General features: G+C 68.3%; 23 protein-coding genes and 1 pseudogene. 16 read left to right on the forward strand and 8 right to left on the reverse strand.

The window, feature by feature from the left end; genetic code table 11:
- Positions 1-39: 39 nt before the first annotated feature.
- Complete coding sequence (locus tag G6N58_RS13080; protein WP_163908153.1) at positions 40-1,494, forward strand: MFS transporter; 1,455 nt, start codon at positions 40-42, stop codon at positions 1,492-1,494.
- On the forward strand, positions 1,481-1,891 hold the full coding sequence (locus G6N58_RS13085; protein ID WP_068915092.1) for a MarR family winged helix-turn-helix transcriptional regulator: 411 nt from the start codon (positions 1,481-1,483) through the stop codon (positions 1,889-1,891). The genes G6N58_RS13080 and G6N58_RS13085 overlap by 14 nt, the downstream gene beginning before the upstream one ends.
- On the opposite strand, the gene G6N58_RS13090 is transcribed toward G6N58_RS13085, so the two are convergent.
- Positions 1,878-3,419 (reverse strand): phytoene desaturase family protein, encoded by a 1,542-nt coding sequence (locus G6N58_RS13090; protein WP_115278410.1) that lies wholly within the window; start codon positions 3,417-3,419, stop codon positions 1,878-1,880. The genes G6N58_RS13085 and G6N58_RS13090 overlap by 14 nt on opposite strands.
- Positions 3,420-3,446: 27 nt before the next feature.
- Positions 3,447-3,935 (reverse strand): Rv2240c family protein, encoded by a 489-nt coding sequence (locus G6N58_RS13095; RefSeq protein ID WP_232067843.1) that lies wholly within the window; start codon positions 3,933-3,935, stop codon positions 3,447-3,449.
- A gap of 184 nt (positions 3,936-4,119) precedes the next feature.
- Here G6N58_RS13095 and G6N58_RS13100 point away from each other — a divergent pair, with 184 nt between their 5' ends.
- The 6 genes from G6N58_RS13100 to G6N58_RS13125 are packed head-to-tail and all read left to right on the forward strand — an operon-like array spanning position 4,120 to position 7,325.
- Positions 4,120-4,788, forward strand: a complete 669-nt coding sequence (locus G6N58_RS13100) for an MspA family porin (protein WP_115278409.1) — start codon at positions 4,120-4,122, stop codon at positions 4,786-4,788.
- Positions 4,785-5,447, forward strand: coding sequence for an MspA family porin (locus tag G6N58_RS13105; RefSeq protein WP_115278408.1), 663 nt, complete (start codon positions 4,785-4,787; stop codon positions 5,445-5,447). The genes G6N58_RS13100 and G6N58_RS13105 overlap by 4 nt, the downstream gene beginning before the upstream one ends.
- A 1-nt stretch (position 5,448) precedes the next feature.
- Positions 5,449-5,865, forward strand: a complete 417-nt coding sequence (locus G6N58_RS13110) for a hypothetical protein (protein ID WP_115278407.1) — start codon at positions 5,449-5,451, stop codon at positions 5,863-5,865.
- Between the two features lie 10 nt (positions 5,866-5,875).
- Positions 5,876-6,733, forward strand: a complete 858-nt coding sequence (locus G6N58_RS13115) for a hypothetical protein (RefSeq protein WP_163908155.1) — start codon at positions 5,876-5,878, stop codon at positions 6,731-6,733.
- A complete protein-coding gene (locus tag G6N58_RS13120) occupies positions 6,730-7,023 on the forward strand; it encodes a hypothetical protein (RefSeq protein ID WP_115278405.1) in 294 nt (97 codons plus the stop codon). The genes G6N58_RS13115 and G6N58_RS13120 overlap by 4 nt, the downstream gene beginning before the upstream one ends.
- Before the next feature lie 14 nt (positions 7,024-7,037).
- Positions 7,038-7,325 carry a hypothetical protein gene (locus tag G6N58_RS13125; protein ID WP_147289324.1) on the forward strand — a complete coding sequence of 96 codons (288 nt, stop codon included), beginning with the start codon at positions 7,038-7,040 and terminating at the stop codon, positions 7,323-7,325.
- Position 7,326: 1 nt separating this feature from the next.
- On the opposite strand, the gene G6N58_RS13130 is transcribed toward G6N58_RS13125, so the two are convergent.
- On the reverse strand, positions 7,327-7,575 hold the full coding sequence (locus G6N58_RS13130; protein WP_115278403.1) for a DUF2630 family protein: 249 nt from the start codon (positions 7,573-7,575) through the stop codon (positions 7,327-7,329).
- A gap of 294 nt (positions 7,576-7,869) precedes the next feature.
- Here G6N58_RS13130 and G6N58_RS13135 point away from each other — a divergent pair, with 294 nt between their 5' ends.
- Positions 7,870-8,232, forward strand: coding sequence for an FKBP-type peptidyl-prolyl cis-trans isomerase (locus G6N58_RS13135; protein WP_068915099.1), 363 nt, complete (start codon positions 7,870-7,872; stop codon positions 8,230-8,232).
- A 1-nt stretch (position 8,233) separates the two neighbouring features.
- Here G6N58_RS13135 and G6N58_RS13140 read toward each other — a convergent pair whose 3' ends face one another.
- From G6N58_RS13140 to prrA, 3 genes are read right to left on the reverse strand one after another with little or no spacing between them, the layout of a single operon-like run.
- Complete coding sequence (locus tag G6N58_RS13140) at positions 8,234-9,457, reverse strand: sensor domain-containing phosphodiesterase (RefSeq protein ID WP_147289322.1); 1,224 nt, start codon at positions 9,455-9,457, stop codon at positions 8,234-8,236.
- An 11-nt stretch (positions 9,458-9,468) separates the two neighbouring features.
- On the reverse strand, positions 9,469-10,821 hold the full coding sequence (locus G6N58_RS13145) for a sensor histidine kinase (RefSeq protein ID WP_115278401.1): 1,353 nt from the start codon (positions 10,819-10,821) through the stop codon (positions 9,469-9,471).
- An 8-nt stretch (positions 10,822-10,829) separates the two neighbouring features.
- Complete coding sequence (gene prrA, locus G6N58_RS13150; RefSeq protein WP_115278400.1) at positions 10,830-11,540, reverse strand: two-component system response regulator PrrA; 711 nt, start codon at positions 11,538-11,540, stop codon at positions 10,830-10,832.
- A 93-nt stretch (positions 11,541-11,633) separates the two neighbouring features.
- Between prrA and G6N58_RS13155 the strand changes: the two genes are divergently transcribed.
- The 4 genes from G6N58_RS13155 to G6N58_RS30810 all read left to right on the forward strand — a co-directional run bounded on the left by G6N58_RS13155 (position 11,634) and on the right by G6N58_RS30810 (position 18,021).
- Positions 11,634-13,508: an ABC transporter ATP-binding protein gene (locus tag G6N58_RS13155; RefSeq protein WP_115278399.1), complete on the forward strand. Its 1,875-nt coding sequence runs from the start codon at positions 11,634-11,636 to the stop codon at positions 13,506-13,508.
- Positions 13,509-13,612: 104 nt separating this feature from the next.
- Complete coding sequence (locus tag G6N58_RS13160; protein ID WP_068915114.1) at positions 13,613-15,505, forward strand: ABC transporter ATP-binding protein; 1,893 nt, start codon at positions 13,613-13,615, stop codon at positions 15,503-15,505.
- Complete coding sequence (locus G6N58_RS13165; protein WP_115278398.1) at positions 15,502-17,319, forward strand: ABC transporter ATP-binding protein; 1,818 nt, start codon at positions 15,502-15,504, stop codon at positions 17,317-17,319. Before G6N58_RS13160 ends, G6N58_RS13165 begins: the two co-directional genes overlap by 4 nt.
- Positions 17,320-17,751: 432 nt before the next feature.
- Positions 17,752-18,021 carry a MerR family transcriptional regulator gene (locus G6N58_RS30810; protein ID WP_218567696.1) on the forward strand — a complete coding sequence of 90 codons (270 nt, stop codon included), beginning with the start codon at positions 17,752-17,754 and terminating at the stop codon, positions 18,019-18,021.
- Between the two features lie 9 nt (positions 18,022-18,030).
- Here the strand turns inward: G6N58_RS30810 and G6N58_RS13175 are convergent, their stop codons facing one another.
- Both G6N58_RS13175 and G6N58_RS13180 read right to left on the reverse strand, forming a co-directional pair.
- Positions 18,031-19,371, reverse strand: a complete 1,341-nt coding sequence (locus G6N58_RS13175) for an NAD(P)/FAD-dependent oxidoreductase (RefSeq protein WP_172545074.1) — start codon at positions 19,369-19,371, stop codon at positions 18,031-18,033.
- A gap of 44 nt (positions 19,372-19,415) precedes the next feature.
- Positions 19,416-20,224: pseudogene (locus tag G6N58_RS13180) on the reverse strand (LuxR C-terminal-related transcriptional regulator).
- 58 nt (positions 20,225-20,282) lie between these two features.
- Here G6N58_RS13180 and G6N58_RS13185 point away from each other — a divergent pair.
- The 3 genes from G6N58_RS13185 to G6N58_RS13195 are packed head-to-tail and all read left to right on the forward strand — an operon-like array spanning position 20,283 to position 24,071.
- Positions 20,283-21,962: an AMP-binding protein gene (locus tag G6N58_RS13185; RefSeq protein WP_115278395.1), complete on the forward strand. Its 1,680-nt coding sequence runs from the start codon at positions 20,283-20,285 to the stop codon at positions 21,960-21,962.
- Complete coding sequence (locus tag G6N58_RS13190; protein ID WP_163908157.1) at positions 21,959-23,596, forward strand: AMP-binding protein; 1,638 nt, start codon at positions 21,959-21,961, stop codon at positions 23,594-23,596. The genes G6N58_RS13185 and G6N58_RS13190 overlap by 4 nt, the downstream gene beginning before the upstream one ends.
- 55 nt (positions 23,597-23,651) lie before the next feature.
- A complete protein-coding gene (locus G6N58_RS13195; protein ID WP_115278394.1) occupies positions 23,652-24,071 on the forward strand; it encodes a hypothetical protein in 420 nt (139 codons plus the stop codon).
- The last annotated feature ends 28 nt before the right edge of the window (positions 24,072-24,099 follow it).

A 24,099-nucleotide genomic window follows, 5' to 3' on the forward strand; every position in this document is an offset into this window, starting at 1 on the left:
TTCTTGCGCTCGTAACAGTTGTAGTTCCACAATTGTTGTGTGAATAAAACTGTCGGGCAGCTGACGGGGCGCCGCAAGGCGATCATCCTGTTCTCCTGCTGCCTGAGCCTGCTGATCGTGTCGATGGACGCCACCATCGTCAACGTGGCCCTGCCGACCATCCGCACCGACCTCGACGCCTCGGCGACGCAGTTGCAGTGGACCCTCGACATCTACACGGTGGTGCTGGCGTCGCTGCTCATGCTGGCCGGCGCCACTGCCGACAGGTTCGGCCGGCGCAGGGTGTTCCAGATCGGCTTGACGGTGTTCGCGCTCGGCTCGCTGCTGTGCAGCCTGGCGCCCGGCATCGAGATGCTCATCGCTGCCCGCTTCGTGCAGGCCATCGGCGGGTCGATGCTCAATCCCGTGGCGATGTCCATCATCACCTCGGTGTTCACCGGCAAGGTGGAACGAGCCCGGGCCATCGGCATGTGGGGCGGCGTGCTCGGCATCGCGATGGCGCTGGGGCCGACGGTCGGTGGGGCGCTGATCGAATACGTGGACTGGCGGGCGGTGTTCTGGCTCAATCTGCCGGTCTGTCTGCTGGCGCTGGTCCTCACCGCGATCTTCGTCCCGGAGAGCAAGTCGGCCACCATGCGCGACCTGGACCCGATCGGTCAGATCCTGGGCGTGGTGTTCCTGTTCGGAATCGTGTTCGTGCTCATCGAGGGCCCTGGCCTGGGGTGGACGGATCCGGTGACGCTGGTCGCGTCGATGGTCACCGCAGTGGCCTTCGCGGTGTTCCTGCGGTTCGAGTCCCGCCGCCACGATCCCTTCATCGATCTGCGCTTCTTCCGCAGCATCCCGTTCGCGTCCGCGACGGTGACGGCGATGTGCGCATTCGCCTCCTGGGGTGCCTTCCTGTTCATGATGGCGTTGTATCTGCAGGGCTTCCGGGGCTTCAGTGCGTTGCAGACAGGTCTGCTGTACTTGCCGATCGCCCTCGGCGCGCTGATCTTCTCCCCGCTGTCCGGCCGGGTGGTGGGACGCTTCGGTCCCCGGCCGTCGCTGCTGGCGTCCGGGGTCTTGCTGACGACGGCGGCGGTGCTGCTGATGCTGCTCGACGCCGACACCCCCATCTGGGCGGTGCTGGTGATCTTCGCGGTGTTCGGCATCGGCTTCTCGGTGGTCAACGCCCCGATCACCAACACCGCCGTCAGTGGGATGCCGCTGGACCGCGCGGGCGCGGCCTCGGCGGTGGCATCCACCAGCCGGCAGGTCGGCGTGAGTATCGGTGTGGCGCTGTGTGGTTCGGTGGCAGGGGCGGCGCTGGCCTCACCGCACGTGGACTTCGGTGCCGCGGCGCGTCCGCTGTGGTTCGTGGTGGCCGGCTTCGGCATCACGATCTTCGTGTTGGGGCTGTTCTCCACGTCGGCGCGTGCGCAGCGCTCGGCTGACCGGGTGGCACCACTGATTGCCGCCAAGCCCGGGGAGAAGGCTCATGCACTCGGCTGACGAGGTGTGGAAGGACCTGGCGCGGTACGTCTTCGACAACCGTGACGTATGGAAGCGCGCCGTGGTCGAGGTGTCCGGGCTGCCGTTCTCCCGGGTGCGCATCATCACCCGGTTGGGTCGCTCGCCGCTGACGATGAAGCAGGTGGCCGAGTTCGCGATCATCGACGCACCGGCGGCCACCGTCGCCGTCAACGATCTGGAGTCGCGCGGTCTGGTGGTGCGCGAGATCGACCCCGCCAACCGGCGCTCGAAGTTGGTGTCGCTGACCGAGCGGGGCCGTCAGGTGGTGGCCGCCATCGACGCGGTCGACGACCCGGCGCCCCCGGCGGTGCGCCAACTCGACGCCGAGCAACTGGCCGCGCTGCGCCGCATCGTCGACACGCTCACCGGGTCATAGTCGCCAGCACAGCCATGGCCGCGTTGTGGCCGCCGATGCCCGAAACCGCGCCACCGCGGCGAGATCCGGAGCCGCACAACAGGATCCGATCGTGTTCGGTCGCCACCCCCCAATGTTGCGCAGGGCTCTCGAGTAGTTCGTCGTCCTCGGCGAACGGCCAGCTCAGCCCGCCGTGAAAGATGTTGCCCGCCGTCATGCCCAAGGTGTTCTGCAGATCGAGAGTGGTCTTGGTCTCCAGGCACGGCCGGCCGTCGGCCGCGGCCAGGATCAGGTTCTGAACGGGTTCGGCCAGAACAGAATTCAACGATGTCAGCACGGCGTCGGTGAGCTGTTGCCGGATCACGGCGGGCTCGGCACCCGCAGTCAGCGAGTGGGGGGTGTGCAGCCCGAACACCGTCAGCGTCTGGGCGCCCGATGCCTGCAGTCCGGGGGACAAGATCGACGGATCGGACAGAGAGTGACAGTAGATCTCACACGGCAGCGGATCAGGAATGGTGCCGGCGGCCGCCTGCCGGTAGGCGGTGTCGAGTTGGCTCCAGGTCTCGTTGATGTGGAAGGTGCCGCCGAACGCCTGTTCCGGCGTGACCGATCCGTCGCGCGACTGCGGCAACCGCCGCAGCAGCAGGTTGACCTTGACCTGGGCCCCCGGTGCCGCCGGCGGAGCGGGCTCGCCCATCAGCTCGGCGAGTACCGTCGGGGTGACACCTGCCAGCACGAAACGTGCGCTGTCGGTGACGATCCGGTCTTCCATCCGGTAGCGCACGCTGCCGTCGGGCTGCACCGACGTGACCTCGGCGCCGGTCACCAGGCGGGCGCCGAACCCGGCGGCGGCGCCGGCCAGCGCGTCGGTCACAGCCCCCATTCCGCCGACGGGCACATCCCAGTCCCCGGTGCCGCCGCCGATCAGGTGGTACAGCAGACAGACATTCTGGGTCAACGAGATGTCGTCCAGCGTGGCGAAGGTGCCGATCAAGGCGTCGGTGGCGATGACGCCGCGGACCAGATCGCTGCCCACCGCGGCGGTGATGGCGTCCGCGGCAGGCGTCTCCACCAGCGCATCCCAGGCTGCATCGTCGCCCACGCGGGAGCGGGCCTGCGACCGGGTGGGCAGCGGCTCCAACAGAGTGGGCCACAACGGCTCGGTGACCCGGCGCGCCCGCTCATAGAACTCGGCGAAACCAGCGGCGTCGGCCTCGGCGCCCACGGCCGCGAACGTCGGGTCAGGGCCGATCAGCAGCCCGGTCTCACCCGCGCTCGCCGGGTCCGGGGTGTACGACGAATACCGCCGCCGGGCCAGGCGCACCGAGATGCCCAGATCGTCGAGGATGCGCGGCGGCAACAGGCTCACCAGATAGGAGTAGCGGGACAGCCGCGCGTCCACCCCGGGGAAGGCAGGTGCGGAGACCGCCGCCCCGCCGGTGTGGTCCTGGCGTTCCAGCACGGTGACGCGCAGCCCCGCCCGCGCCAGGTAGGCCGCCGCGGTCAGGCCGTTGTGCCCGCCGCCGACGATGATGACATCGGTGTCCATGCCACCAGTCTGCTCGCCACGGCGGGCTCAGGCGTGGGTCCCCGCCGCCGCACAGGCCGACTGTGCGGCCTCGGTGTGCTCGTTGAGTTCGGTGGCCACCGTGTTGAAGCGGTCCACGTCGGCACGTAGACCCATCAGCAGCACCAGCTTGGTGGCGCCCAGCGACCAGGCCCGCATGGGAGAGGCGATCTCCGCGGTCAGCCCAGGGGTCCGGGAGGCCGCCAGCGCGGTGCCCACGGCGTGGCGCAGCCCGGTGCGTCCGGAGGTGTTGCTGGCGTTGAGCTCCGGATCCCCGTGCTGGTCGCCGAGGGCCAGCCCGTTGGCGAAGCTCTGGTAACTCAGTGACGCCATGTCCAGCGCGGTCGCGAACTGAGTGCAGGCGGCCACCGCGTCGGCGCTGGGCGCCGGTTCGGCCGCGGCCACAGCAGCGCCGGTCAGGGCGGCGGCCACGCCGATTCCGCACGCGGTCAGCCCGGCGGCGACGTTGATGATGGTGGGCTCCCGTCCGGTGGGCATGGCTGCCTGTGACGATCCGGGGTGCCGGCGTCGGCCGGGTGACGCCGGCGTGAACGCCCGGTGAGTCACCGGAAACGAGTAAGCGACGGCGGTTGTCCGCGCACAATTCGCCGGCCGTTTGCTGTCCTGACATTTACCACCCCGATGATTTCAGTCGAATCGAGGCTGAAAGGGCGGCATATCCATGCGGATCCCTGCGTGCGTCGCTGCTGCGGTGACGTTGTCGGCGGTGCTGTGCGCCGCGCCGCCTGCCGGCGCGGAGCCGGCCCCGTTGCCACCCGCGGTGGCAGATGCCGCGCCGCCGCCGAACGGGGCGACAGCCGCGGCGGCTCCCGGCGTGCTGTCCACCCCGGACGGGTGGGAACTGACCGTCGCCGGCGCCGACGAGACCCGGGTGGCGGTCGCACCGCTGACGACGGCGCTGACGTCGCGCGAGTACCTGGTGGGCGGCACCTTCACCGGCACCGTCGCCGGTGCGGGGTCCACCACGTTGAGCGGAGGATCGCTGGTGGTCGGCTACCGGATCGGCTGCGGCATCATCGGCGGTCCGGTGGAGCTCCTCGGTTCTGTGGGTGCCACACCGACATTCGGCTCCAACGCAGTGATCGGCGCAGTGCAGTTTCCGGTGAACGGGCAGATCAAGGTCAACCTGAGGCCGGGGACGGTCACCACCGTGCCAGTGGGGCAGAAGGATTACAAAGGTGACGAGGTGCGGGTCACGGTGACGGGCTTCCGGGTACGGGTTGACGGCTGCGTGGGGCAGTCCTTCATCCAGTCGTATGCCACCTTCAAGAGCTCGAGCACCGACACCGACGACATCGTTACCTACGCCGGTCAGGTCACCGTCGTATGAGAACCGCACTGGCCGCGGCCGTTCTGCTGTGCCTGGGGCTGTGCACCGCACCAGGCGCACGGGCCGAGCCGGTCGCCGATGTGGCGCCCGTCGCCGACGTGGTGCCCCCGCCGCCCAACGGTGCTGTCGCCTCCGATCCTCCGGGTTTTGTTGTCACGCCGGATGGTTGGGAGCTGACCGTCGGCGCCCAGGACGAGACGCAGGTGGCTGTCGCCCCGCTGACCACCGCGGCGTCGTCGCGCGAATACCTGGTGGGTGGCACTTTCACCGGCGCCGTGGCGGGCAACGGCACCGCCCCCGTGGAGGGTGGCACTCTCGAGGTCGGTTATCAGATCGGCTGCGGCATCGAGTTGAACGTCGTCAAACTCAACGGTTCGGTGGGGTTCCAGCCCTCCGTCGGGCCTACCGGTCTGGGCAACACCAACATTCCGGTGACCGGGCAGATGGAGGTGTTCCCGCAACCCGGTGAGGTCATCACGTCCACGGTGACCACCAAGAGCTTCGAGGGCGCCGCGCCCAGGGTCACCCTCAAGGACATCCACATCAAGATCGACGGCTGCATCGGCCAGTCTTTCCTGCGCTCGTACGCGATCCTCACCAGCTCCACCGAAACCGCCGACGACATCGTGGCGTACTACGGCGTTGCCAAGGTGGTGTGAGGTGCTACTGAAAGTCTGTGCGGGCGTGGTGATCATGCTGGTGTCGTCCCCAGCGGGGACGGCCGCCGCCGAACCGTCGCCGGTGCCGCCCCCGCCCCCGTCGCCGGCCTCACTCGGCGAGGTGCTGGGCCAGTACGCGGTGCCGTCGGTTCCCGGCGCGGCCACGCCCGTTGTGCCGAATCTGAACCCGTGGAACAACCAGTACCTGTTGCCACAGAACGAATCGCCGGCTGCACCCGGGCAGGGTCAGGTGTTCGGCGTGCCGCCGGGGCAGGAGAACGCCAATGTGTCCGGCATCGACTATCTGAAGCGGTTGGTGGACACGTACCGGGCCGGTGGTCTCGAGGGTGCCCTGCTGGGGCAGAACCCCGTCGAGGGTGTCGGCAAACCGATTCCCGTCCCGCCTCCTCAGTCGTAGGGAAAAACACATGCGCTCAACATCTTTCGCAGCACCGGTCATGTCCGTCGCGGTGGCAGCCGGCGTGCTGATGCCCGGCGGTGAAACGCCCGCGGCGCCGCTGCTGACCCCATCGGCATCTCCTGCGTTCCACCGCCCGCAGGTCGCGCTGGCGGCATGGACGTCGCCTGGTACCGGACCCGTGCCGCCGACTGTTCTTCTCCAGGAGATGGTCGCGGCCGCGAGCGCGCCGGCGCCCGGGTCGCAGCGCACGGCCGCGGTTGAGCCCATGGCCGACGAGGTGGTGGCCGACCCGGCGCCGACCCCGTTGACCCCCATCGACGTCATCGACGCCATCGGGGCGGCCGCATACCTGGCGGTGGCGGGGCCGCTGCTGGTGGTCAGCATCCCGTTCCAGGTGATCACGGGTCAATCCGAGGACATCGTCGTCTCGTTGAACAACCTGATCCAGGCAGCCAACACCATCCTGAAGCTGGTCGGCCGCTCCATCGCACCCATTCCCGTCCCGTCGGCGCAGGACGTCGCGGAGGCCTCCCCTGTGGTGGAGGTTGCAGCGGAGGACACCGATGACGCGGATGTTCGCGACGCCGAGGAGCCGGAGACCGAACACAGCGACGAGAGTGTGAGCACCGACGACACCGAGGGCGCCGAGGACATCGAAGAAGTGGACGGGGCCAACGAGACCGAGGACAGCGACGAGACCGAGGACACCGACGAGACCGAGGACACCGACGAGACCGAGGACACCGACGAGACCGAGGACTGCGACCAGACCGAGGACACCGACGAGACCGAGGACACCGAGTCGGCCACCGACGACACCGAAGCACCGGACACCGGCGCCGAGTCCGATACGGTCACCGGGTGACGGTGCGTGTGGCCATGTGCGCGGCAGCTGGCCTGCTGCTCGCCGCGGCGCCGGCGGCGGCCGAGCCGACGTCCACCGCACCGCTGCCCGAACCCCCCATGGCCGGCACACAACTGCCCGTCGACGCCATCGAGACTCTCGGCAGGCAGGGTTATGACGTCGAGATCGAATGGGTCAGCGGATATCCGTCGAACATTCCGCTGAAGTACTGCCAGGTGACCAATATCGATGTACACGCAGCCCCGCTGGCGTACATCATGATCTCCTGTCCACCGGACACCTCCCAGTAGTAGGAGACCCACCGATGATGTTCAGGATGATCGTGGCCGGCAGCGCTGCGTTCCTGGCGGCCGCGCCCCCTGCTTCGGCGGAGCCGTCGCCCACGCTGCCCCAGCCACCGCCCGCAGGCACCGAGTCACCCGGTGACACCCTGCGCAGCCTCACGGCGCTGGGTTATGACGTGAAGGCGCAGTACACCGCGGGCGCACCGTCGAACATCCCGCTGTCGGAGTGCACGGTCACCGGCATCGACACGCACGCCTCTCCGCTGGCTTACGTGATGATCAACTGTCCGCCCGACGGCTCGCAGTGAGTCAGCTGAGGTAGCCCTCGACCTGGTCGCCGGGGCGCACCTGCGCGGAAGTGGGATCGCCACCGGTCTCGCGCAGCGCCCGCCGCTGCCGCAGCAGGTCCCAGCACTGGTCCAGCTGGACCTCGACCGCGCGCAGCCGCTGGTGTTCCTCGGTCTCGTCGATCTCGTGGTGCTGCAGCTTTGCTCGCAGCTCCTTCTCCTCGGCCACCAGCTTGTTCACGTCGGAGAGAATGTCCTGATCTGTCGCCACCCGACCAGTCTGCCCGACTGCGGGGGCGGTGCGCCCGCCAACTGCGCCCACCGCGGCGGGCGCGCGCTACAGTCGATGGGGTGGGGCGACCTAACGTCTATTTGCTGGTTTCGCTGATGCGAAACCAAGGCCGATGTCAATGCGGCTGGCGGGGCAAGCGGCGGTGGTTGCGAGGATTTGCGTTGGTCGACGTTTTTGAACACGCCCGCGACACCGGACATCTGCCGACGGACATCGAGGTCAACCAGACGCTGCACATGTTCTGAGCATGTCGGGACACGTTAGGGTGAGCGGGTGAGCACAAAACCCGAGATCGAATTCCCCGAAGGCCCCGCCCCGACCGACCTGGTCATCGAGGACATCACGATCGGCGACGGCGCCGAAGCCGTCCCCGGCGCCAACGTCGAGGTGCACTACCTGGGCGTCGAATACGACACGGGTGAAGAGTTCGACAGCTCGTGGAACCGCGGGCAGTCCATCGAGTTCCCGCTGCGCGGTCTCATTCAGGGCTGGCAGGACGGTATCCCGGGAATGAAGGTGGGCGGCCGGCGCAAGCTCACCATCCCGCCGGAGCAGGCCTACGGTCCGGCCGGCGGCGGTCACCGCTTGTCGGGCAAGACGCTCATCTTCGTGATCGATCTGCTCGGCACCCGCTGACTCAGCGCATCCGGTGCAGCAGGCTGCGGGCAGTGGCCGTCACCAGTTCGCGGTCATAGGTGATCACGAAGTCGAAGCGACGGTCCCCGTCGGCGCAGGGCGCCGCACCCCGCTCGCGTTCCCGCTCGCGCGCGATCAGCGCGGCGGCGGTGTGCGGCCCGAGCGCGACCACCGTCCACTCGAGGCTCAGTGGATCGTCGCTGGTCAGGCTCACCCCGCGGATGCCGTCGCCGGGTTCCTCGACCATCCCCTGACCGAACACCGCCACCAGCGGTGATGTCCGGGCCAGGTCCCTGTAGCGCCTCAGGGTCCGCGGGGTCAGGTACTGCAGTCGTTGCAGCGCCGCCAGAACCATCGGAGGATCGGCTGCCCGCTGCGCCTGGGTCTCGATGTGCCGGGAGAACGCGACCACGGTGCTCTTGCGGGCGGTCCGCACCCGGTGATGGTCCTCCACCAGACCGAAGGGCGACGCGGACGCCGGTGCGGCCGGGGGTGGGCGCCGTCGCACCGCGCTCCACGACCCCGCTGAGTCGCCCAGAACCCCCGGCCTGCCGAATCGGTAACCCTGCCCCAGGTCTGCCCCCAGCGCCAGGGCCTGCTCCAGGTGTTCATCGCTCTCGATGCCCTCGGCCAGGATCAGTGCCCCGGTGCGTTCGTGATGGGCCAGGATGGCCGAGAGGGTCTGCGCCTGCTGGACATTGGGTTGCGATTGCACCAGGGCCAGGTCCAGCTTCATCACATCCGGTGAGATGATGTCCAACAGCGCCGACGAATCCGGATGTGCGCCAACGTCATCGAGCGCGATGAGGAACCCGTCACGCCGCAGTGCTGCCACCTTCTGCAGCAGCAACCGCGGCTGGGACAACAGCCTGCGCTCGGTGATCTCGAACATCACGGCCAGTCCGTCGCGGGTTGCCAGGGCGGGCTGGCGTGCCATCGGTGACAGGTAGGGACTCGACGGTTCGCAGTTCACCGAGAGCACCAGATCGTCGGCGATGCCGGCGTGCAGTGCCGTGTCGATGGACGCGTCGATGCACATCTGGTCGAGGGCGTCGGCGCGGCGGTGGGTTCGCGCGTGGGCGAACACCGTGGCCGGGTTCAGGTGACCGAACTGCGGCCACCGCGCCAGCGCTTCATAACCCACCACGGATTCATCGCGCAGGGCGACGATCGGTTGGTAGGCGGGCATCAGTCCCTCGCCGCGTATCGCGGCGTCGATTGTCACAATTGCCGAACTTACCGTGTGGTGGGCTCAGGGCCGGGTAGGCGCAGTATCAGCCGGGCGCCGCCCAGCGAGCTCGTCTCCAATGTTGCTGTGCCGCGGTGCAATTGAGCCTGCTGGGCGACCAGGGCCAGGCCCAGGCCGGAGCCGGAGTGTGATGCCGTGGAGCCGCGGGAGAATCGTTCGAAGACCAGTTCGCGTTCCTCTTCGGGCAATCCGACGCCGTTGTCGTCCACGGCGATCTCCACCCCGGCCCGCGAACTGACCGCGGACAGCCGCACGTGGGTGGCGCCGCCGTGCTTGACCGCGTTGGCGATCGCGTTGTCCACCGCCAACCGCAGCCCGGCCGGCAGTCCGACGATGATGACGGTGGGTGCGGGCACCAGCGCCACCTCGAGATCGGGATAGATGCGCATGGCGTCATGCGCTGCCCGGTCCAGCAGTTCGGTGATGTCGACTGCCGCGTGGTCATCGGAGGTGGACAATTCACCCTGGGCCAGCCGTTCCAGCGCCCACAGCGTGGCCTCGATACGCGACTGGGTGCGCACCACGTCGTCGAGCACTTCTTTGCGCTGTTCCTCGGGCATGTCCAGCGTGGCGAGCACCTCGATGTTGGTGCGCATGGCTGTCAGCGGGGTGCGCAGTTCGTGGGAGGAGACCGCCGCGAAGTCGCGCGCCGACGCCAGGGCTTCCTGGGTACGGGCCCGTTCGGTCCAGACCCGCTGGACCATGCCGCGCATCGCCTCGGCGATTTCCACCGCCTCGGAGGCGCCGCGCACCTCGATCTCCGGGGCCTCGTCGTCGACGACGTCGATGGTGCGGGTCTGCTGCGCCAGTCGGCGCAGCGGGCGCACCGCGAACGCTGCCAGCAGCCAACCCAGCACCGCGGCGGCGCCCACTGCGAGCCCGCAGATCATCAGCACCCGCCGGTGCAGGTTGTTGGTGTCGTTGATGGTGGCGTCATAGGTGGCCCCGACAGCCACCGACATCGGACCCGTCGGCCCGACGATGTCGACCGTGCGCACCCGGTAGCGCACGCCGTCGATCTCGGTGTCGGCGTAGTCGGTGTCCAGCTGCGGCAGGACGACGTCGCCGGTGGACTTGACGTCGCCGTCGCGGCGCACGGTGATCACGGCGTCGGCGCCGTTGGGGGAGCGGGGAATCTCGTCGAGCCCGCGCGGCAGGAAGGGGATCGCGAAACCTGCGGCCTCGTCGAGGCGCCGGTCGAGCCGTTCCTTGCGGTCATTGGTGATACCGACCCACACGATGGCGCCGACGATCGTCACCACGATGGCCGCCCCGAGTGCTGTCGCGAACGCCACCCTGGTGCGCAGCGAGGGCGTCCGAGTGAAGATCCGCGACTGCACGGGCGGGCCTACTGCGTCCTGAGCACGAATCCCACCCCGCGCACGGTGTGCAACAACCGCGGTGCGCCGCCGGCCTCCAGCTTGCGGCGCAGGTATCCGATGAAGACGTCGACGACGTTGGTGTCGGCGGCGAAGTCGTAACCCCAGACCAGCTCGAGCAGCTGGGCGCGCGACAGCACCGCGGTCTTGTGTTCGGCCAGGACGGCCAGCAGGTCGAACTCCCGCTTGGTGAGATCGACGTCGACGCCGTTGACCCGGGCCCGGCGGCCCGGGATGTCGACTTCCAGCGGGCCCACCGAGATGGTCTCCGACGAGAACGTGGCGGTGGCGCCGCGGCGGCGCAGCAGGGCTTTGACCCGGGCCACCAGCTCGGCCAGGACGAACGGCTTGACCAGGTAGTCGTCGGCGCCGGCCTCCAGGCCGGCCACCCGGTCGTCGACCGAGCTGCGCGCCGAGAGCACACACACCGGTACGTCGTTGTCCATCGCCCGCAGCGCGGTCACCACCGACACCCCGTCCAGGACGGGCATGTTGATGTCCAGCACAATCGCGTCGGGGCGGGTCTCGGTGGCGCTGCGCAGGGCCTCGGCGCCGTCGACGGCGGTGGAGACCTCGAATCCGGACAGCCGCAGCCCGCGCTCCAGCGACGCCAGCACGTCGGCATCGTCGTCGACCACCAAGACCCGGGGTGAGCCCGCACCACTGTCCATGCCCGACATCTTGCCTGATGGTGTGTGACGTTTCGGTAAGGCGCGGTGACCGGGCCGGGAAGCTTTTGACCTGAACGATAGTTGAGGTCCTACGGTGAATACATGAGCATCGAGACCGTCGCCCGGCACTCGCTGTACCGGCAGATCAAGTCAGACCGCGCAGATCTGCGCGCGCTGGCCAACACATCGCTGCTCAGACGCATCTGGGTCTTCTCGCGCCGGCATCACCGCAAGCTGGCCGTCTTCATCGGTGTCAGCGTCTTCAGCGCGCTGCTGACGGTGGCCACCCCGCTGCTCGCCGGCCGGGTGGTCGACGAGATCGTCCGCGGCGGCGCCACCGGGGTGGTGGTGATCTTGGCGTTGGTGATCGCCGGGGTGGCCGTCGCCGAGGCGGCCGTGGCCCTGGTGACGCGGTGGTTGTCCTCACACATCGGCGAGGGCCTGATCCTGGATCTGCGCACCGCGGTGTTCGACCACGTGCAACGCATGCCGGTGGCGTTTTTCACCCGCACCCGCACCGGCGCCCTGGTCAGCCGCCTGGGCAACGACGTCCTCGGTGCCCAGCGAGCTTTCTCCGACACTCTGTCCGGGGTGGTCACCAACCTGGTGACGCTGACCTTGACGCTGGTGGTGATGCTCAGCATCTCCTGGCAGATCACGCTGCTGTCGCTGGTGCTGATGCCGCTGTTCCTGCTGCCGGCCCGGCGCATCGGGCGCACCATGGCGCGGTTGAGCCGGGAGAGTGCGATCCACAACGCCACCATGAACACCCAGATGACCGAGCGGTTCTCCGCCCCCGGCGCCACGCTGATCAAGCTCTTCGGCAACCCGGCCGCCGAGTCCGCGGAGTTCGCTGCGCGAGCAGGACGGGTGCGCGACATCGGTGTCAAAACGGCGATGCTGCAGGCCACCTTCATGAACTCGCTGACGCTGATGTCGGCGCTGGCACTGGCGCTGGTGTACGGCCTCGGCGGCGTGCTGGCCATCGGCGGGGCGTTGCAGGCCGGGGCCATCGTCTCCTTGGCGCTGCTGCTCACCCGGCTCTACGCGCCGCTGACCGCGCTGGCCAACGCGCACATCGAAGTGGCCTCCGCGCTGGTCAGCTTCGAGCGGGTGTTCGAGGTGCTGGACCTGATCCCGCTGATCCAGGACGCCCCCGACGCCCGGCCGGTGCCCGAGGGCGGGGTGGCCGTGGAGTTCGATCAGGTCCGCTTCAGCTATCCCTCCGCCGACAAGGTGTCGCTGGCCTCGCTGGAAGAGGTCGCCGTCCTCGATGACCGGGGCGGCGACGAAGTGCTGCACGGCATCTCCTTCCGCGCCGAGCCCGGGCAGATGATCGCCCTGGTGGGCTCCTCGGGTGCGGGCAAGTCCACCATCGCGTCGCTGCTGGCCCGGCTCTACGACGTGGATTCCGGGGCAGTGCGTTTGGCCGGTGTCGACGTCCGCGATCTCACCGCCGCATCCCTGCGCGACACCATCGGCCTGGTCACCCAGGACGGCCACCTGTTCCACGAGACCATCGGCGCCAACCTGCGGCTGGCCGACCCCGAGGCCACCGACGACGAACTCTGGGCCGCCCTGCGCCGGGCCCGGCTGGCCGACGTCGTGGCTGATATGCCCGACGGTCTGGACACCGTGGTCGGCGAACGCGGCTACCGCCTGTCCGGCGGACAGCGGCAACGGCTGACCATCGCCCGTCTGCTGCTCGGACGCTCGCGGGTGGTGGTGCTCGACGAGGCCACCGCCGCACTGGATTCGTCGTCCGAAGCCGCTGTGCAGCAGGCGCTGGCCGAGGCGCTGGCCGGGCGCACCTCGCTGGTGATCGCCCACCGGCTCTCCACCGTGCGCGCCGCCGACCAGATCCTGGTGGTCGAGGCCGGCCGCATCGTCGAACGGGGCACCCACGAACGACTGCTGGCCCGCCACGGCCGGTACGCGGAGCTGTACGAGACGCAGTTCGGAACCCAGGCCGCCTGATGAGGGTTATTGATTAGACAGTCGTGGTTATCTGGAATGCGGGGGTTGCACCCGACGTTGGTGTCGGCGGTGGGGTTTAGGACTGTTCGGTAGGAGGTGATTCGATGCGCGCGCATGACGGCTTGCGTTCCGCACCGGCGATCGCCGCACCGCCGCGGCGCCGGCGCGCATCCTCGGATCTGCTGCGGCTGCTGCCTTACCTGAAGCCCTACCGGGTGCGCTGGACCGTGATGGTGATCGTCGCGCTGGCCAGCCTCGGGGCCACCATCGCGATCCCGCTGATGACCAAAGCCGTGATCGATGGGCCGGTGCGCAATCAGGACCAGCAGGGCCTGTGGATCGTGGGCACGGCCGCGTTGGCCATCGGTGTGCTCGAAGCGCTGCTGTGGTTCATCCGGCGGTGGCTGGTGGCCCGCGCCACCATGGGCGTCGAAGCGGACATCCGCAAGGACCTCTACGCGCGGCTGCAGGTCCTTCCCATGTCCTTCCACACCCGCTGGGAGTCCGGTCAGCTGCTGTCGCGGGTGATGAACGACCTGTCGTCGCTGCGCCGGTTCCTCTCTTTCGGCCTGGTGTTCCTGATCCTCAACGCCATCCAGATCGTGGTGGTGACCGGCATCCTGCTGGCCATGTACTGGCCGCTGGGTGTGGTGGTGGTGCTGTCCATCGTGCCGATCACCCTGACCGTCATCCACTTCGAGCGCGAATTCACCCGGCTGTCCCGGCTGGCCCAGGACCAGGCCGGGCACGTCGCCACCCAGGTCGAGGAATCCGCGCTGGGCGTGCGGGTGGTCAAGTCCTTCGGCCGCGAGCAGTACACCTACGACCGGTTCGACGAGCGCGCCTCGGCCCTCTACGACACCCAGCTGGCCAAGGTCGGCGTGTCCTCGAAATTCTGGACGCTGCTGGAGGTCATCCCGAACCTGACCTTGATCATCGTGCTCGGCTTCGGCGCGTACGCCGCGGGCACCGGCGCGGTGACCATGGGCACGCTGGTGGCCTTCATCACGATGATGCTGTCGCTGGTCTGGCCCATCGCCTCGCTGGGCTTTCTGCTGTCGATGATGCAGGAGTCGTTCACTGCCGCCAACCGCGTCGCCGAGATCTTCGACGCGCCGCGCGAGATCACCGACGGGCCCGAGGCCACCCCGCCCCGCGGCGGCCGACTCGAGCTGGTGGATGTCGGCTTCCGTTTCCCCGACTCGCAGGAGTGGGCGCTGCGGCACGTGAACCTGACGGTGGAACCCGGCCAGACCATGGCGCTGGTGGGTCCCACCGGTTCCGGCAAGTCGGTGCTGGCGGCGCTGCTGTCGCGGCTCTATGACGTGACCGAGGGCGCGATCCTGATCGACGGCACCGACATCCGGGAACTGAGCCTGCCCGCCCTGCGCGAGGCGGTGGCCACCGCGTTCGAGGATCCGACGCTGTTCTCCATGTCGGTGGCCGAGAACCTGCGGCTGGGCCGCTCGGATGCCACCGACGCCGAACTACAGGAGGCCATCGACGTCGCGGCCGCCGGGTTCGTCTACGACCTGCCTTACAGCCTGGACACCCGCATCGGCGAGCAGGGCATGAGCCTGTCCGGCGGGCAGCGCCAACGGCTTTCGCTGGCGCGCGCCATCCTGGCCGGGCCGCGCATCCTGGTGCTCGACGACACTCTGTCCGCTCTCGACGTGCACACCGAGGCCGCCGTCACCGAGGCCCTACGCCGCGTGCTGGTGTCGGTCACCGGGATCGTGGTGGCCCACCGCGCGTCCACCGTGCTGCTGGCCGATCAGGTGGCTCTGCTGGAGCACGGCACCGTCACCCACGTCGGCACCCATTCGCAGTTGCTCGAGACCGTTCCCGCCTACCGGTATCTGTTGGCCGCCGACGACTCACTCGATGACCTCGAGATCGAGCGCGCCGAGCTGGAGCACCGCTACTGCGAAGAACACGCCGTCGAGGATGCCTGCGCAGCAAGGGAATTCGCGACCATGGAGGGGGAGCGACGATGACCGCCACCCAATGGCGCGGACGTTTCGACGACCAGCAGGACGACGTGGGGATCGATGAGTTCGCCCCGCGGCGCCGGGAGGCGAAGGCCCTGCTGTGGGACCTGCTGCGCCCCTTCAAAACCGCGGTGTACATCCTGGCCGCGGTGGTCGTGGTCGAGAACGCCGCCCGCCTGACGGTGCCGATTCTCATCCAGCGCGGCATCGACCACGGCATCCCGCCCATCGTCGAGGGCGACTCGGCGCGTGAGCTCATCCTGGTCGTCGCGACGCTGTGCGCGGTGGTGGTGGTGCAGGCCGTGACCCGGATGTTCTTCCTGCGCCGCTCCGGACGCATCGGGCAGAGCGTGCTGCTGGAACTGCGCCGGCGGTTGTTCATCCACTTCGGCCGCCTCGATGTCGCCTTCCATGACCGCTACACCTCGGGGCGGGTGGTCAGCCGCTCCACCAACGACGTCGACGCCATCCAGGAGATGCTGCAGAACGGCTTCGACAGCCTGATCACCGCGGTGCTGACCCTGTTCGGCACCGCCGTGCTGCTGGTGGTGCTGGACTGGCGGCTCGGGCTGGTGTGCCTGGTCGCGTTCCCCGTGCTGATCATGCTGTCGGCGTGGTTCCGTTCGGAGTCGGCCAAGACCTACCGCGAGGTGCGCGAGAGCGCCGCCCTGGTGATCGTGCAGTTCGTCGAGACCATGACCGGCATCAAGGCGGTGCAGGCCTACCGACGCGAGCCGCGTAACCAGGAGATCTTCGAAGAGGTCGCCGACCGCTACAAGGACGTCAACGAGCGCACCTTCAAATTGCTGGCGATCTTCATGCCGGGGGTGAAGCTGGTGGGCAACCTCACCACCGGCGTGGTGCTGCTCTACGGCGGTTACCGGGTGCTGCACGGCGAGATGACCATCGGCACGCTGGCCGCGTTCCTGCTGTACCTGCGGATGTTCTTCGAGCCCATGCAGGAGATCACCCAGTTCTTCAACACCTTCCAGTCCGCGGCCGCCGCGCTGGAGAAGCTCGCCGGGGTGCTGTCCACAAAGCCGGCCATCGCCGATCCGGTCATCCCGGCATCGCTCAACGACGTGCGCGGCGAGGTGCGGTTCAACGACGTCACCTTCTCCTACGTGGAGGGCCGCCCGGTGTTGCCGGGACTGGAGTTGACGGTGCCCGCCGGGCAGACCGTCGCGCTGGTGGGCACCACGGGCGCGGGCAAGACCACCATCGCCAAGCTGATCGCCCGGTTCTACGACCCCACCTCGGGTTCGGTCACTGTGGACGGCACCGACATTCGTGACCTCGCGCAGAGTGAGCTGCGCACCCACGTCGTGATGGTGACGCAGGAGAACTTCATGTTCGACGGCACCATCGCCGACAACATCCGCTTCGGCAAGCCGTCGGCCACCGATGCCGAGGTGCGCGCCGCGGCCGAGGCCGTGGGTGCAGACCGGTTCATCAGCGAGCTCCCGGAGGGGTACGCCACCGACGTCGCCAAGCGCGGCGGCCGGCTGTCGGCCGGGCAGCGGCAGCTGGTTGCCTTCGCGCGGGCGTTCCTGGCCGACCCGGCCGTGCTGATCCTCGACGAGGCCACTTCGTCGCTGGACATCCCGAGCGAACGGATGGTGCAGCAGGCTCTGGAGACGGTGCTGGCCGACCGCACGGCTCTGGTGATCGCCCACCGGCTCTCGACGGTGGAGGTGGCCGACCGGGTACTGGTGCTCGAGCACGGCCGCATCATCGAAGACGGGTCCCCGGATGAGCTCATCGCCGGCGACGGCCACTACGCCGGACTGCACCAAGCCTGGGTTCGCTCCCTGGCCTGACGGTGTGTTCTCTCCGGAACAGAAAATCTATAGTCGCGGGTGTAGACATTGTGTCGAAGCTGGGCTAGATTTTTTCCATACACACAGACGAGGTCAGAGGGCACGGGAGGCGAGCTACCCGTGAATCAGACGTAAAGCACTGTCGGGCAGGACGAGTCGCCGACAGTTACGGAAAGAGGAAAGGAGTGAATTGCCGTCGGATCGTCCGACATTTCCGTCGGATCGATGCCGCATTCAACTGCAGTATCAAAGATGGTAGTAATCTCCTCAGGGCCGGCGGCCCCGGTGAACTCTTGCCGGGCTGCCGGCCCTCTTACGTGTCTGGGATACAAGTTGTCACATGCGGAAGGTGATGTGATCCAGAAGAACAACGGCTCCACACCCGCAGTGCCGAACGACAAATTCGACGACGAGGACTATCCGGCCTACAGCATGGGAGCGGCCGCGAAGATCATCGGCGCCACCCCAGCCTTTCTGCGCAGCCTCGACGAAGCCAAACTACTTGTCCCGTACCGCTCCGAGGGCGGACATCGGCGTTTCTCCCGCTACCAACTCCGCCTGGCCGCCAGGGCCCGTGAACTCGTCGACCAGGGCACCGCGTTGGACGCGGCGTGCCGCATCATCGTTCTGGAAGATCAACTCGCCGAAGCCCTGGCGCTCAACGCCCGCCTCTCCGGCAGTGCCGGCGACGACACCGCCTGACACTGCCCATCACCTTCCGGCGGTAGCCGCCGGCTGTAACAGCTCCTCGAGCTTGGCGTTGGTGCGCAGCAGCTGCGACGAGAGCATGTCGATGATCTTGGCGCGGGCGCGCTCGCTCACCGAGGCGGTGGTATGGCTGAGCACGTTGAGCCGTGCGGAATCCAGCCAGGCCATCATGTCCGGATCGCCGAACCATCTGAGCTGATTGCTGTTGTACGCCAACATCATCCGCAGCCAGTCCAGCGGTTCGTGGGGGGTGGGCACCGGTAGGCAGTAGGAATTCTTCATCGCATCGTCGCCGTAGGTCGCCTCGACGTGCGCGATCACCGCGGCGCTGAACACGGGTTGGCAGGTGCGCACCGTCTGCAAGGTGATGGTCTGACCATCGAACACCGTGGCGGTGTCGCGGCTGCCGAGACCGTCGGAGCTGCAGTTGACGAACAACGCCGAGTGATCCACCGGGATCGACCCCTGCTCCAACACCACCTTGCCCGAGACGATCCGGACCACGCGGCCCAGCCGCACCACGTTCTCGATGCGCCGCAGCTGCTCCAGTTCGGCGGTCGAGACTATGGCGCAGCGGTACATGGTGGGGGTCACGGACTCGTCGACACGCATCAGACAGCCAGCCGCGGCCAACCGGTCGAACAGGTCGGGCACCGAGGCCGCGGCGTCCACCGCGCGCAACTGAGCGGTCACGTCGGCGAGCACCTGCTTGGCGAACCGGCGACCCGGTTGGATCGCGGCCCGGTCCAGCAGCCAGGAGTCGCGGGGTTTGATCCAGGTCAACCGCGCCGGGTCGACGCCGTGGTGCAGCAGCCACAGACAACTGTCCATGGCGGTTTTCCCCGCGCCGACGATCACATAGTGGTCATGAGCGGGCGTGCGCGGCAACTCATTCGGCGGAATGCAGGAGATTCCGGTCGTCACCGGATACGGCGGCGGCTGCATCGACGGCACCGTCACCCCGACCTGCGTGGAGTCCACCACCCGGCCCGCGCGCACCTGCCGCAGCCGGCCGCCCAGCTCGCGGAACTCGCCACCGCCCAGGTACTCACACATCGGGAAGTACGACACCCGGCCACCGGACAGGAACCGTTCCCGCATCACCGCGTCGAAGTAGGCCAGCACCTGCGCCCCGCCGGCCAGTTCATAAAAACCGGCGTTGAGACCCGCGGTGTCGATGGTGTCCGAGCCGAGCGGTCGCGAGTTCACCCCGTAATAGGCCGACGGCTGGTGTAGCCGCACGAAGGGGTACGCGGCGTTCCAGTGCCCGCCGGGCTGGTGGTGGCGGTCCACCATGACCACGCGGGCATCGGTCTCGGTGATCAGGGTGTCGACGAACGCCATGGCCGTGGCACCCGCCCCGATCACCAGGTAGTCGGTGTCGATCACTACGGCAACAACCCCGTCAGCCGGGCTTTGGAGACCGCCTCGTGGCGGCTGCCCGCGCCCAGTTTGGCCATCGCACTGCGCAGATAGCTCTTCACCGTCTCGGTTTTGAGCGACAGGCGCAGCGCCGCTTCGGCATTGGTGCACCCCAGCGCCACCTGCGCCAGTACGTCGAGCTCGCGCCCGGAGAGCGGTGCTCCTGGAACCCCCGACCCCACCAGCTGATCCGCCAGCGCCCGCAGCTGCTCGGCGGTGGGGGCCTCCGCGGCCGCGGCGAGCCGGCGCAGCTCCGCGTGCACCGTGCGTACCCCTTCGTCTCCGGGGGCGGTCAACGCGGCCTCGCGCATCCGAATCCGGCGGTCCACCTCGTCGCGGATCGCCAGTTCCCGGCTCAGCCGTCGCGCCGAGGCACCATCGCCTCGGCTGCCCGGCCGCCGATCGGCGCACTGGCCCGGTGTGCCCCGTACAGCACCGCCCGGGCCTGCCCGTCGACCACCACGGGCACCGCGAGCACGCTGCGGATGCCTTCGGTGAGCACCGGGGCGTCGTAGTCGTGGGTGATGGAGGCCGCACTGCGGTAGTCCGAGACCGACAGCGGCCGCCCCGCGACCATGCTGGCCCCGCCCAGCCCGGAGTTCGACCGCACCGCCAGCCCGCGCAGGCCGCCGGTGCGGTTGCCCACGAGTTCGGTGATCAGCAGCGTGTCGCCGTGCACCTCACCGCCGAACAGCACCGGCACCGCGGTTCGGGCCGCGACGGCGCGCAGTTCGGCGCGCACCGCGTCACTGTCCCGCGGTCGCAGCACGGTCACCGGTTCACCCTCTTTCGGGGGTAGTGCTCGGACAAGTGTGACGTAGATCCTAGTCGGTATGAGCAACACCGATCTCTACCGCGCCGCCCGTGACCAGCTCGTCGAGGTCATCGGCGATTACGACACGGCTGTCGAGGCCTTCACCTGGCCCCGGCTGACCGGCCCGTTCAACTGGGCCACCGACTGGTTCGACGTGATCGCGGCGGGCAACCACCGCCCCGCACTGTGGATCGTCGAGGCCGACGGGTCCGAGCAGAAGGTCAGCTTCGCGCAGATGTCCGAGCGCTCCAACCAGGTGGCGGCGTGGCTCTCAGGGCTGGGCGTCGGCAAGGGCGACCGGGTGATCCTGATGCTCGGCAACCAGGTCGAGCTCTGGGAGGCGATGCTGGCGATCGCCAAGCTGGGAGCCATCATCATGCCCACCACGGGGGCGCTCGGGCCGGCGGACCTCGAGGACCGCATCAGCCGCGGCGGCGCCCGCTTCGTCATCGCCAATGCCGCCGACACCGCCAAGTTCGAGAACGTGCCCGGTGAGTACGTACGTATCGTCATCGGCGCGGCGGACGGCTGGCACAGCTACGCCGACGCCGACGACACCACGCCCGGGACGTTTACCACCGTCACCGACGTGCACGACCCCATGCTCATCTACTTCACCTCCGGCACCACCAGCCGGCCGAAGCTGGTGGAGCATTCCCAGATCAGTTACGCGGTGGGGCATCTGAGCACGATGGCCTGGATCGGCGTGCGACCGGGTGACGTGCACCTGGCGATCAGCTCTCCGGGTTGGGCCAAACACGCGTGGAGTTGCTTCTTCGCGCCGTGGATCGCCGAGGCCACGATCTTCGTCTACAACTACGCCCGCTTCGACGCCGCCGCGCTGCTGGAACAGCTGGACCGGGCCCAGGTCAACACGTTCTGCGCGCCGCCCACGGTGTGGCGCATGCTGATCCAGGCCGATCTCGGTGCCAAGCCGCAGGGGCTGCGCGAGATCCTCGGCGCGGGTGAGCCGCTGAACCCCGACGTCATCGCCCAGGTGGAGAAGGCCTGGGGGCTGACCATCCGCGACGGGTTCGGGCAGACCGAGACCACCCTGCAGGTGGGCAACACGCCCGGAGCCGCGGTGAAGCCGGGATCGATGGGACGGCCGATGCCGGGAGTGCCGGTGGTCCTGGTGGATCCGGTCAGCGGGGAGCTCGCCGACGAGGGCGAGATCTGTCTGGACCTGAGCCAGGCCCCGCTGAATTTGATGACCGGCTACCTCGGCGATCCCCAGCGCAATGCCGCGGTGATGGCCGACGGGTACTACCACACCGGCGACGTGGCCAGCCGCGACGCGGACGGCTACATCACCTACATCGGCCGCACTGACGACGTGTTCAAGTCCTCGGACTACAAGGTGTCGCCGTTCGAGCTGGAGAGCGTGCTGATCGAGCACCCGGCGGTGGTGGAAGCCGCGGTGGTGCCGCAGCCCGACGACACCCGGCTGGCGGTTCCCAAGGCGTACGTCTCGCTGGCCGCCGGGTGGCACGAAGGTGAGGAGACGGCCAAGGCGATTCTCGAGCATGCCCGCGACCACCTGGCGCCGTATCTGAAGGTGCGCCGGGTGGAGTTCTTCGAGTTGCCCAAGACCATCTCCGGCAAGATCCGGCGGGTGGAGTTGCGCCGCCGTGAAGAAGACGCCCACCGGGCCGGAACCCCCATCGACTCCGAATACCGCTACGAGGATCTGCTGTGAATTCCTACGACTCGCTGTCCTACGACAAAGGCCCCACCGACACCCCGATCCTGGAAACCACCATCGGGCAGAACTTCGAGGACACCGCGGCCGCCCATCCCGATGTGCTGGCACTGGTGGATGTGGCGGCCGGAAAGCGCTGGACCTACGCCGAACTCGACGCCGAGGTGGACATCGTGGCCCGCGGCCTGATGGCTCTCGGGGTGGGCCGCGGCGATCGCGTCGGCATCTGGTCACCCAACCGCGCCGAGTGGGTGATGGTGCAGTACGCGACCGCGAAGATCGGCGCCGTGCTGGTCAACATCAACCCGGCCTACCGCACCCACGAATTGTCCTATGTGCTGGCGCAATCCGGGGTCAACACCCTGATCGCCGCGACCGACTTCAAGACCTCGGACTACGTCGCCATGGTCGGCGAGGTCGACCACGATCTGCGTGACGTCATCTTCCTGGGCACCGAGGACTGGGACCGCCTGCGCGCCGGCACCGTCTCCGACGACGCCTACGCGTCGCGGAAGTCGGCGCTGCGCAACACCGACCCCATCAACATCCAGTACACCTCGGGCACAACGGGTTTCCCGAAGGGTGCCACCCTGTCGCACCGCAACATCCTCAACAACGGCCACTTCGTCACCGAGCTCATCGCCCTGCAGGCGGGGGAGAAGCTGTGCATCCCGGTGCCCTTCTACCACTGTTTCGGGATGGTGATGGGCAATCTGGGTGCCACCAGTCACGGTGCCACCATCGTCATCCCGGGGCCGGGGTTCGATCCCGCCGCCACTCTCGACGCCGTCGAATCCGAGCGCTGTGCCGGCGTTTACGGAGTCCCCACCATGTTCATCGCCATGCTGGCCGACCCGGCATTTGCCCAGCGGGACCTGAGTTCACTGCGCACCGGCATCATGGCCGGCTCGGTGTGCCCGGTCGAGGTGATGAAGCGGGTGGTCGCCGACATGCACATGTCCGAGGTGGCGATCGCGTACGGCATGACCGAGACCTCCCCGGTGTCGTGCCAGACCCTGATCACCGACGACCTGGAACGCCGTACCGCGTCCATCGGCCGCGCCCACCCACATGTCGAGATCAAGATCGTCGATCCCGACACCGGTGAGATGGTCCGCCGCGGCGAGGCCGGTGAGTTCTGCACACGGGGCTATTCGGTGATGCTGGGGTACTGGGACGAGCCCGAGAAGACCTCGCAGGCCATTGATTCCGAGGGCTGGATGCACACCGGCGATCTCGCCGTCATGCGCGAGGACGGGTACTGCGATGTGGTGGGCCGGATCAAGGACATGATCATCCGCGGCGGCGAGAACGTCTACCCGCGTGAGATCGAGGAGTTCCTCTACACCCATCCCGACATCGAGGACGCGCAGGTGATCGGGGTGCCCGATGACCGCTACGGTGAGGAGATCTGCGCCTGGATCCGGATGCGCGCCGGCCGGGACCCGCTCGATGCCGGTGGCCTGAGGGAGTTCGCGTTGGACAAGTTGGCGCACTTCAAGATCCCGCGGTACGTCCACATCGTCGACGAGTTCCCCATGACGGTCACCGGCAAGGTGCGCAAGGTGCAGATGCGGGAGATAACAACCACGCTGATCGCAACCGGCGACGCCAAGGTGTCCCGCCCCTAGGCCGGAGTTCGCCGGTCAGCCAGCGCAGACGGCCCGCAAGTGTCAGAGTTGGGCGATGTCCGTGGCCCCTGTGTGCGCCGTGACCGGCAGGCGTCTGTGCGCGCTGCTGGCGGTGTGCTCCGCCGGGCTGCACCTACTGATGCTCGGGCACACCGGGTCGATCGCCGCGGCCGTGGTGCTGCTGGTGATGCTCGGGGTGTGCCTGTTCTGCGCGGGTGAGTTGTGGCGGGCCGGGTCGGTGCGCGCGTGGACCCTGGTGGCGCTGATGAACCTGGGGATGCTGGCGCTGCACCTGTCCGGGGTGGGGCACCAGCACGGCGTCGCGGTGACGCAGGCCGCCGCGAACCCGTCGGCGCTGATGCGTGCCGTGGCCGCCATCGCGGTGGTGGAGGTGGGCGCAGCCACCGCGGTGCTGCTGTACCGCACCCGCGGTCGGGCCGCGCAGTTGAGCGCCGGGCGGGGCGAAGTGCTCTGAGCGAGCGGGTTATCGCATAGAGTATCCA

Source organism: Mycolicibacterium tokaiense (assembly GCF_010725885.1).
In the GTDB taxonomy this organism is placed as follows: domain Bacteria; phylum Actinomycetota; class Actinomycetes; order Mycobacteriales; family Mycobacteriaceae; genus Mycobacterium; species Mycobacterium tokaiense.

Bases quoted from the DNA above. Each gene is read 5' to 3' on its own strand.
- G6N58_RS13095 (WP_232067843.1), bottom strand. From the start codon at position 3,935: ATGCCCACCGGACGGGAGCCCACCATCATCAACGTCGCCGCCGGGCTG.
- prrA (WP_115278400.1), bottom strand. From the start codon at position 11,540: ATGTCGGGCATGGACAGTGGTGCGGGCTCACCCCGGGTCTTGGTGGTC.
- G6N58_RS13175 (WP_172545074.1), bottom strand. From the start codon at position 19,371: ATGGCGTTCGTCGACACCCTGATCACCGAGACCGATGCCCGCGTGGTC.
- G6N58_RS13185 (WP_115278395.1), top strand. From the start codon at position 20,283: ATGAGCAACACCGATCTCTACCGCGCCGCCCGTGACCAGCTCGTCGAG.
- G6N58_RS13160 (WP_068915114.1), top strand. From the start codon at position 13,613: ATGCGCGCGCATGACGGCTTGCGTTCCGCACCGGCGATCGCCGCACCG.
- G6N58_RS13085 (WP_068915092.1), top strand. From the start codon at position 1,481: ATGCACTCGGCTGACGAGGTGTGGAAGGACCTGGCGCGGTACGTCTTC.
- G6N58_RS13115 (WP_163908155.1), top strand. From the start codon at position 5,876: ATGCGCTCAACATCTTTCGCAGCACCGGTCATGTCCGTCGCGGTGGCA.
- G6N58_RS13155 (WP_115278399.1), top strand. From the start codon at position 11,634: ATGAGCATCGAGACCGTCGCCCGGCACTCGCTGTACCGGCAGATCAAG.
- G6N58_RS13165 (WP_115278398.1), top strand. From the start codon at position 15,502: ATGACCGCCACCCAATGGCGCGGACGTTTCGACGACCAGCAGGACGAC.
- G6N58_RS13100 (WP_115278409.1), top strand. From the start codon at position 4,120: ATGCGGATCCCTGCGTGCGTCGCTGCTGCGGTGACGTTGTCGGCGGTG.
- G6N58_RS30810 (WP_218567696.1), top strand. From the start codon at position 17,752: ATGGGAGCGGCCGCGAAGATCATCGGCGCCACCCCAGCCTTTCTGCGC.
- G6N58_RS13195 (WP_115278394.1), top strand. From the start codon at position 23,652: ATGTCCGTGGCCCCTGTGTGCGCCGTGACCGGCAGGCGTCTGTGCGCG.
- G6N58_RS13105 (WP_115278408.1), top strand. From the start codon at position 4,785: ATGAGAACCGCACTGGCCGCGGCCGTTCTGCTGTGCCTGGGGCTGTGC.
- G6N58_RS13090 (WP_115278410.1), bottom strand. From the start codon at position 3,419: ATGGACACCGATGTCATCATCGTCGGCGGCGGGCACAACGGCCTGACC.
- G6N58_RS13125 (WP_147289324.1), top strand. From the start codon at position 7,038: ATGATGTTCAGGATGATCGTGGCCGGCAGCGCTGCGTTCCTGGCGGCC.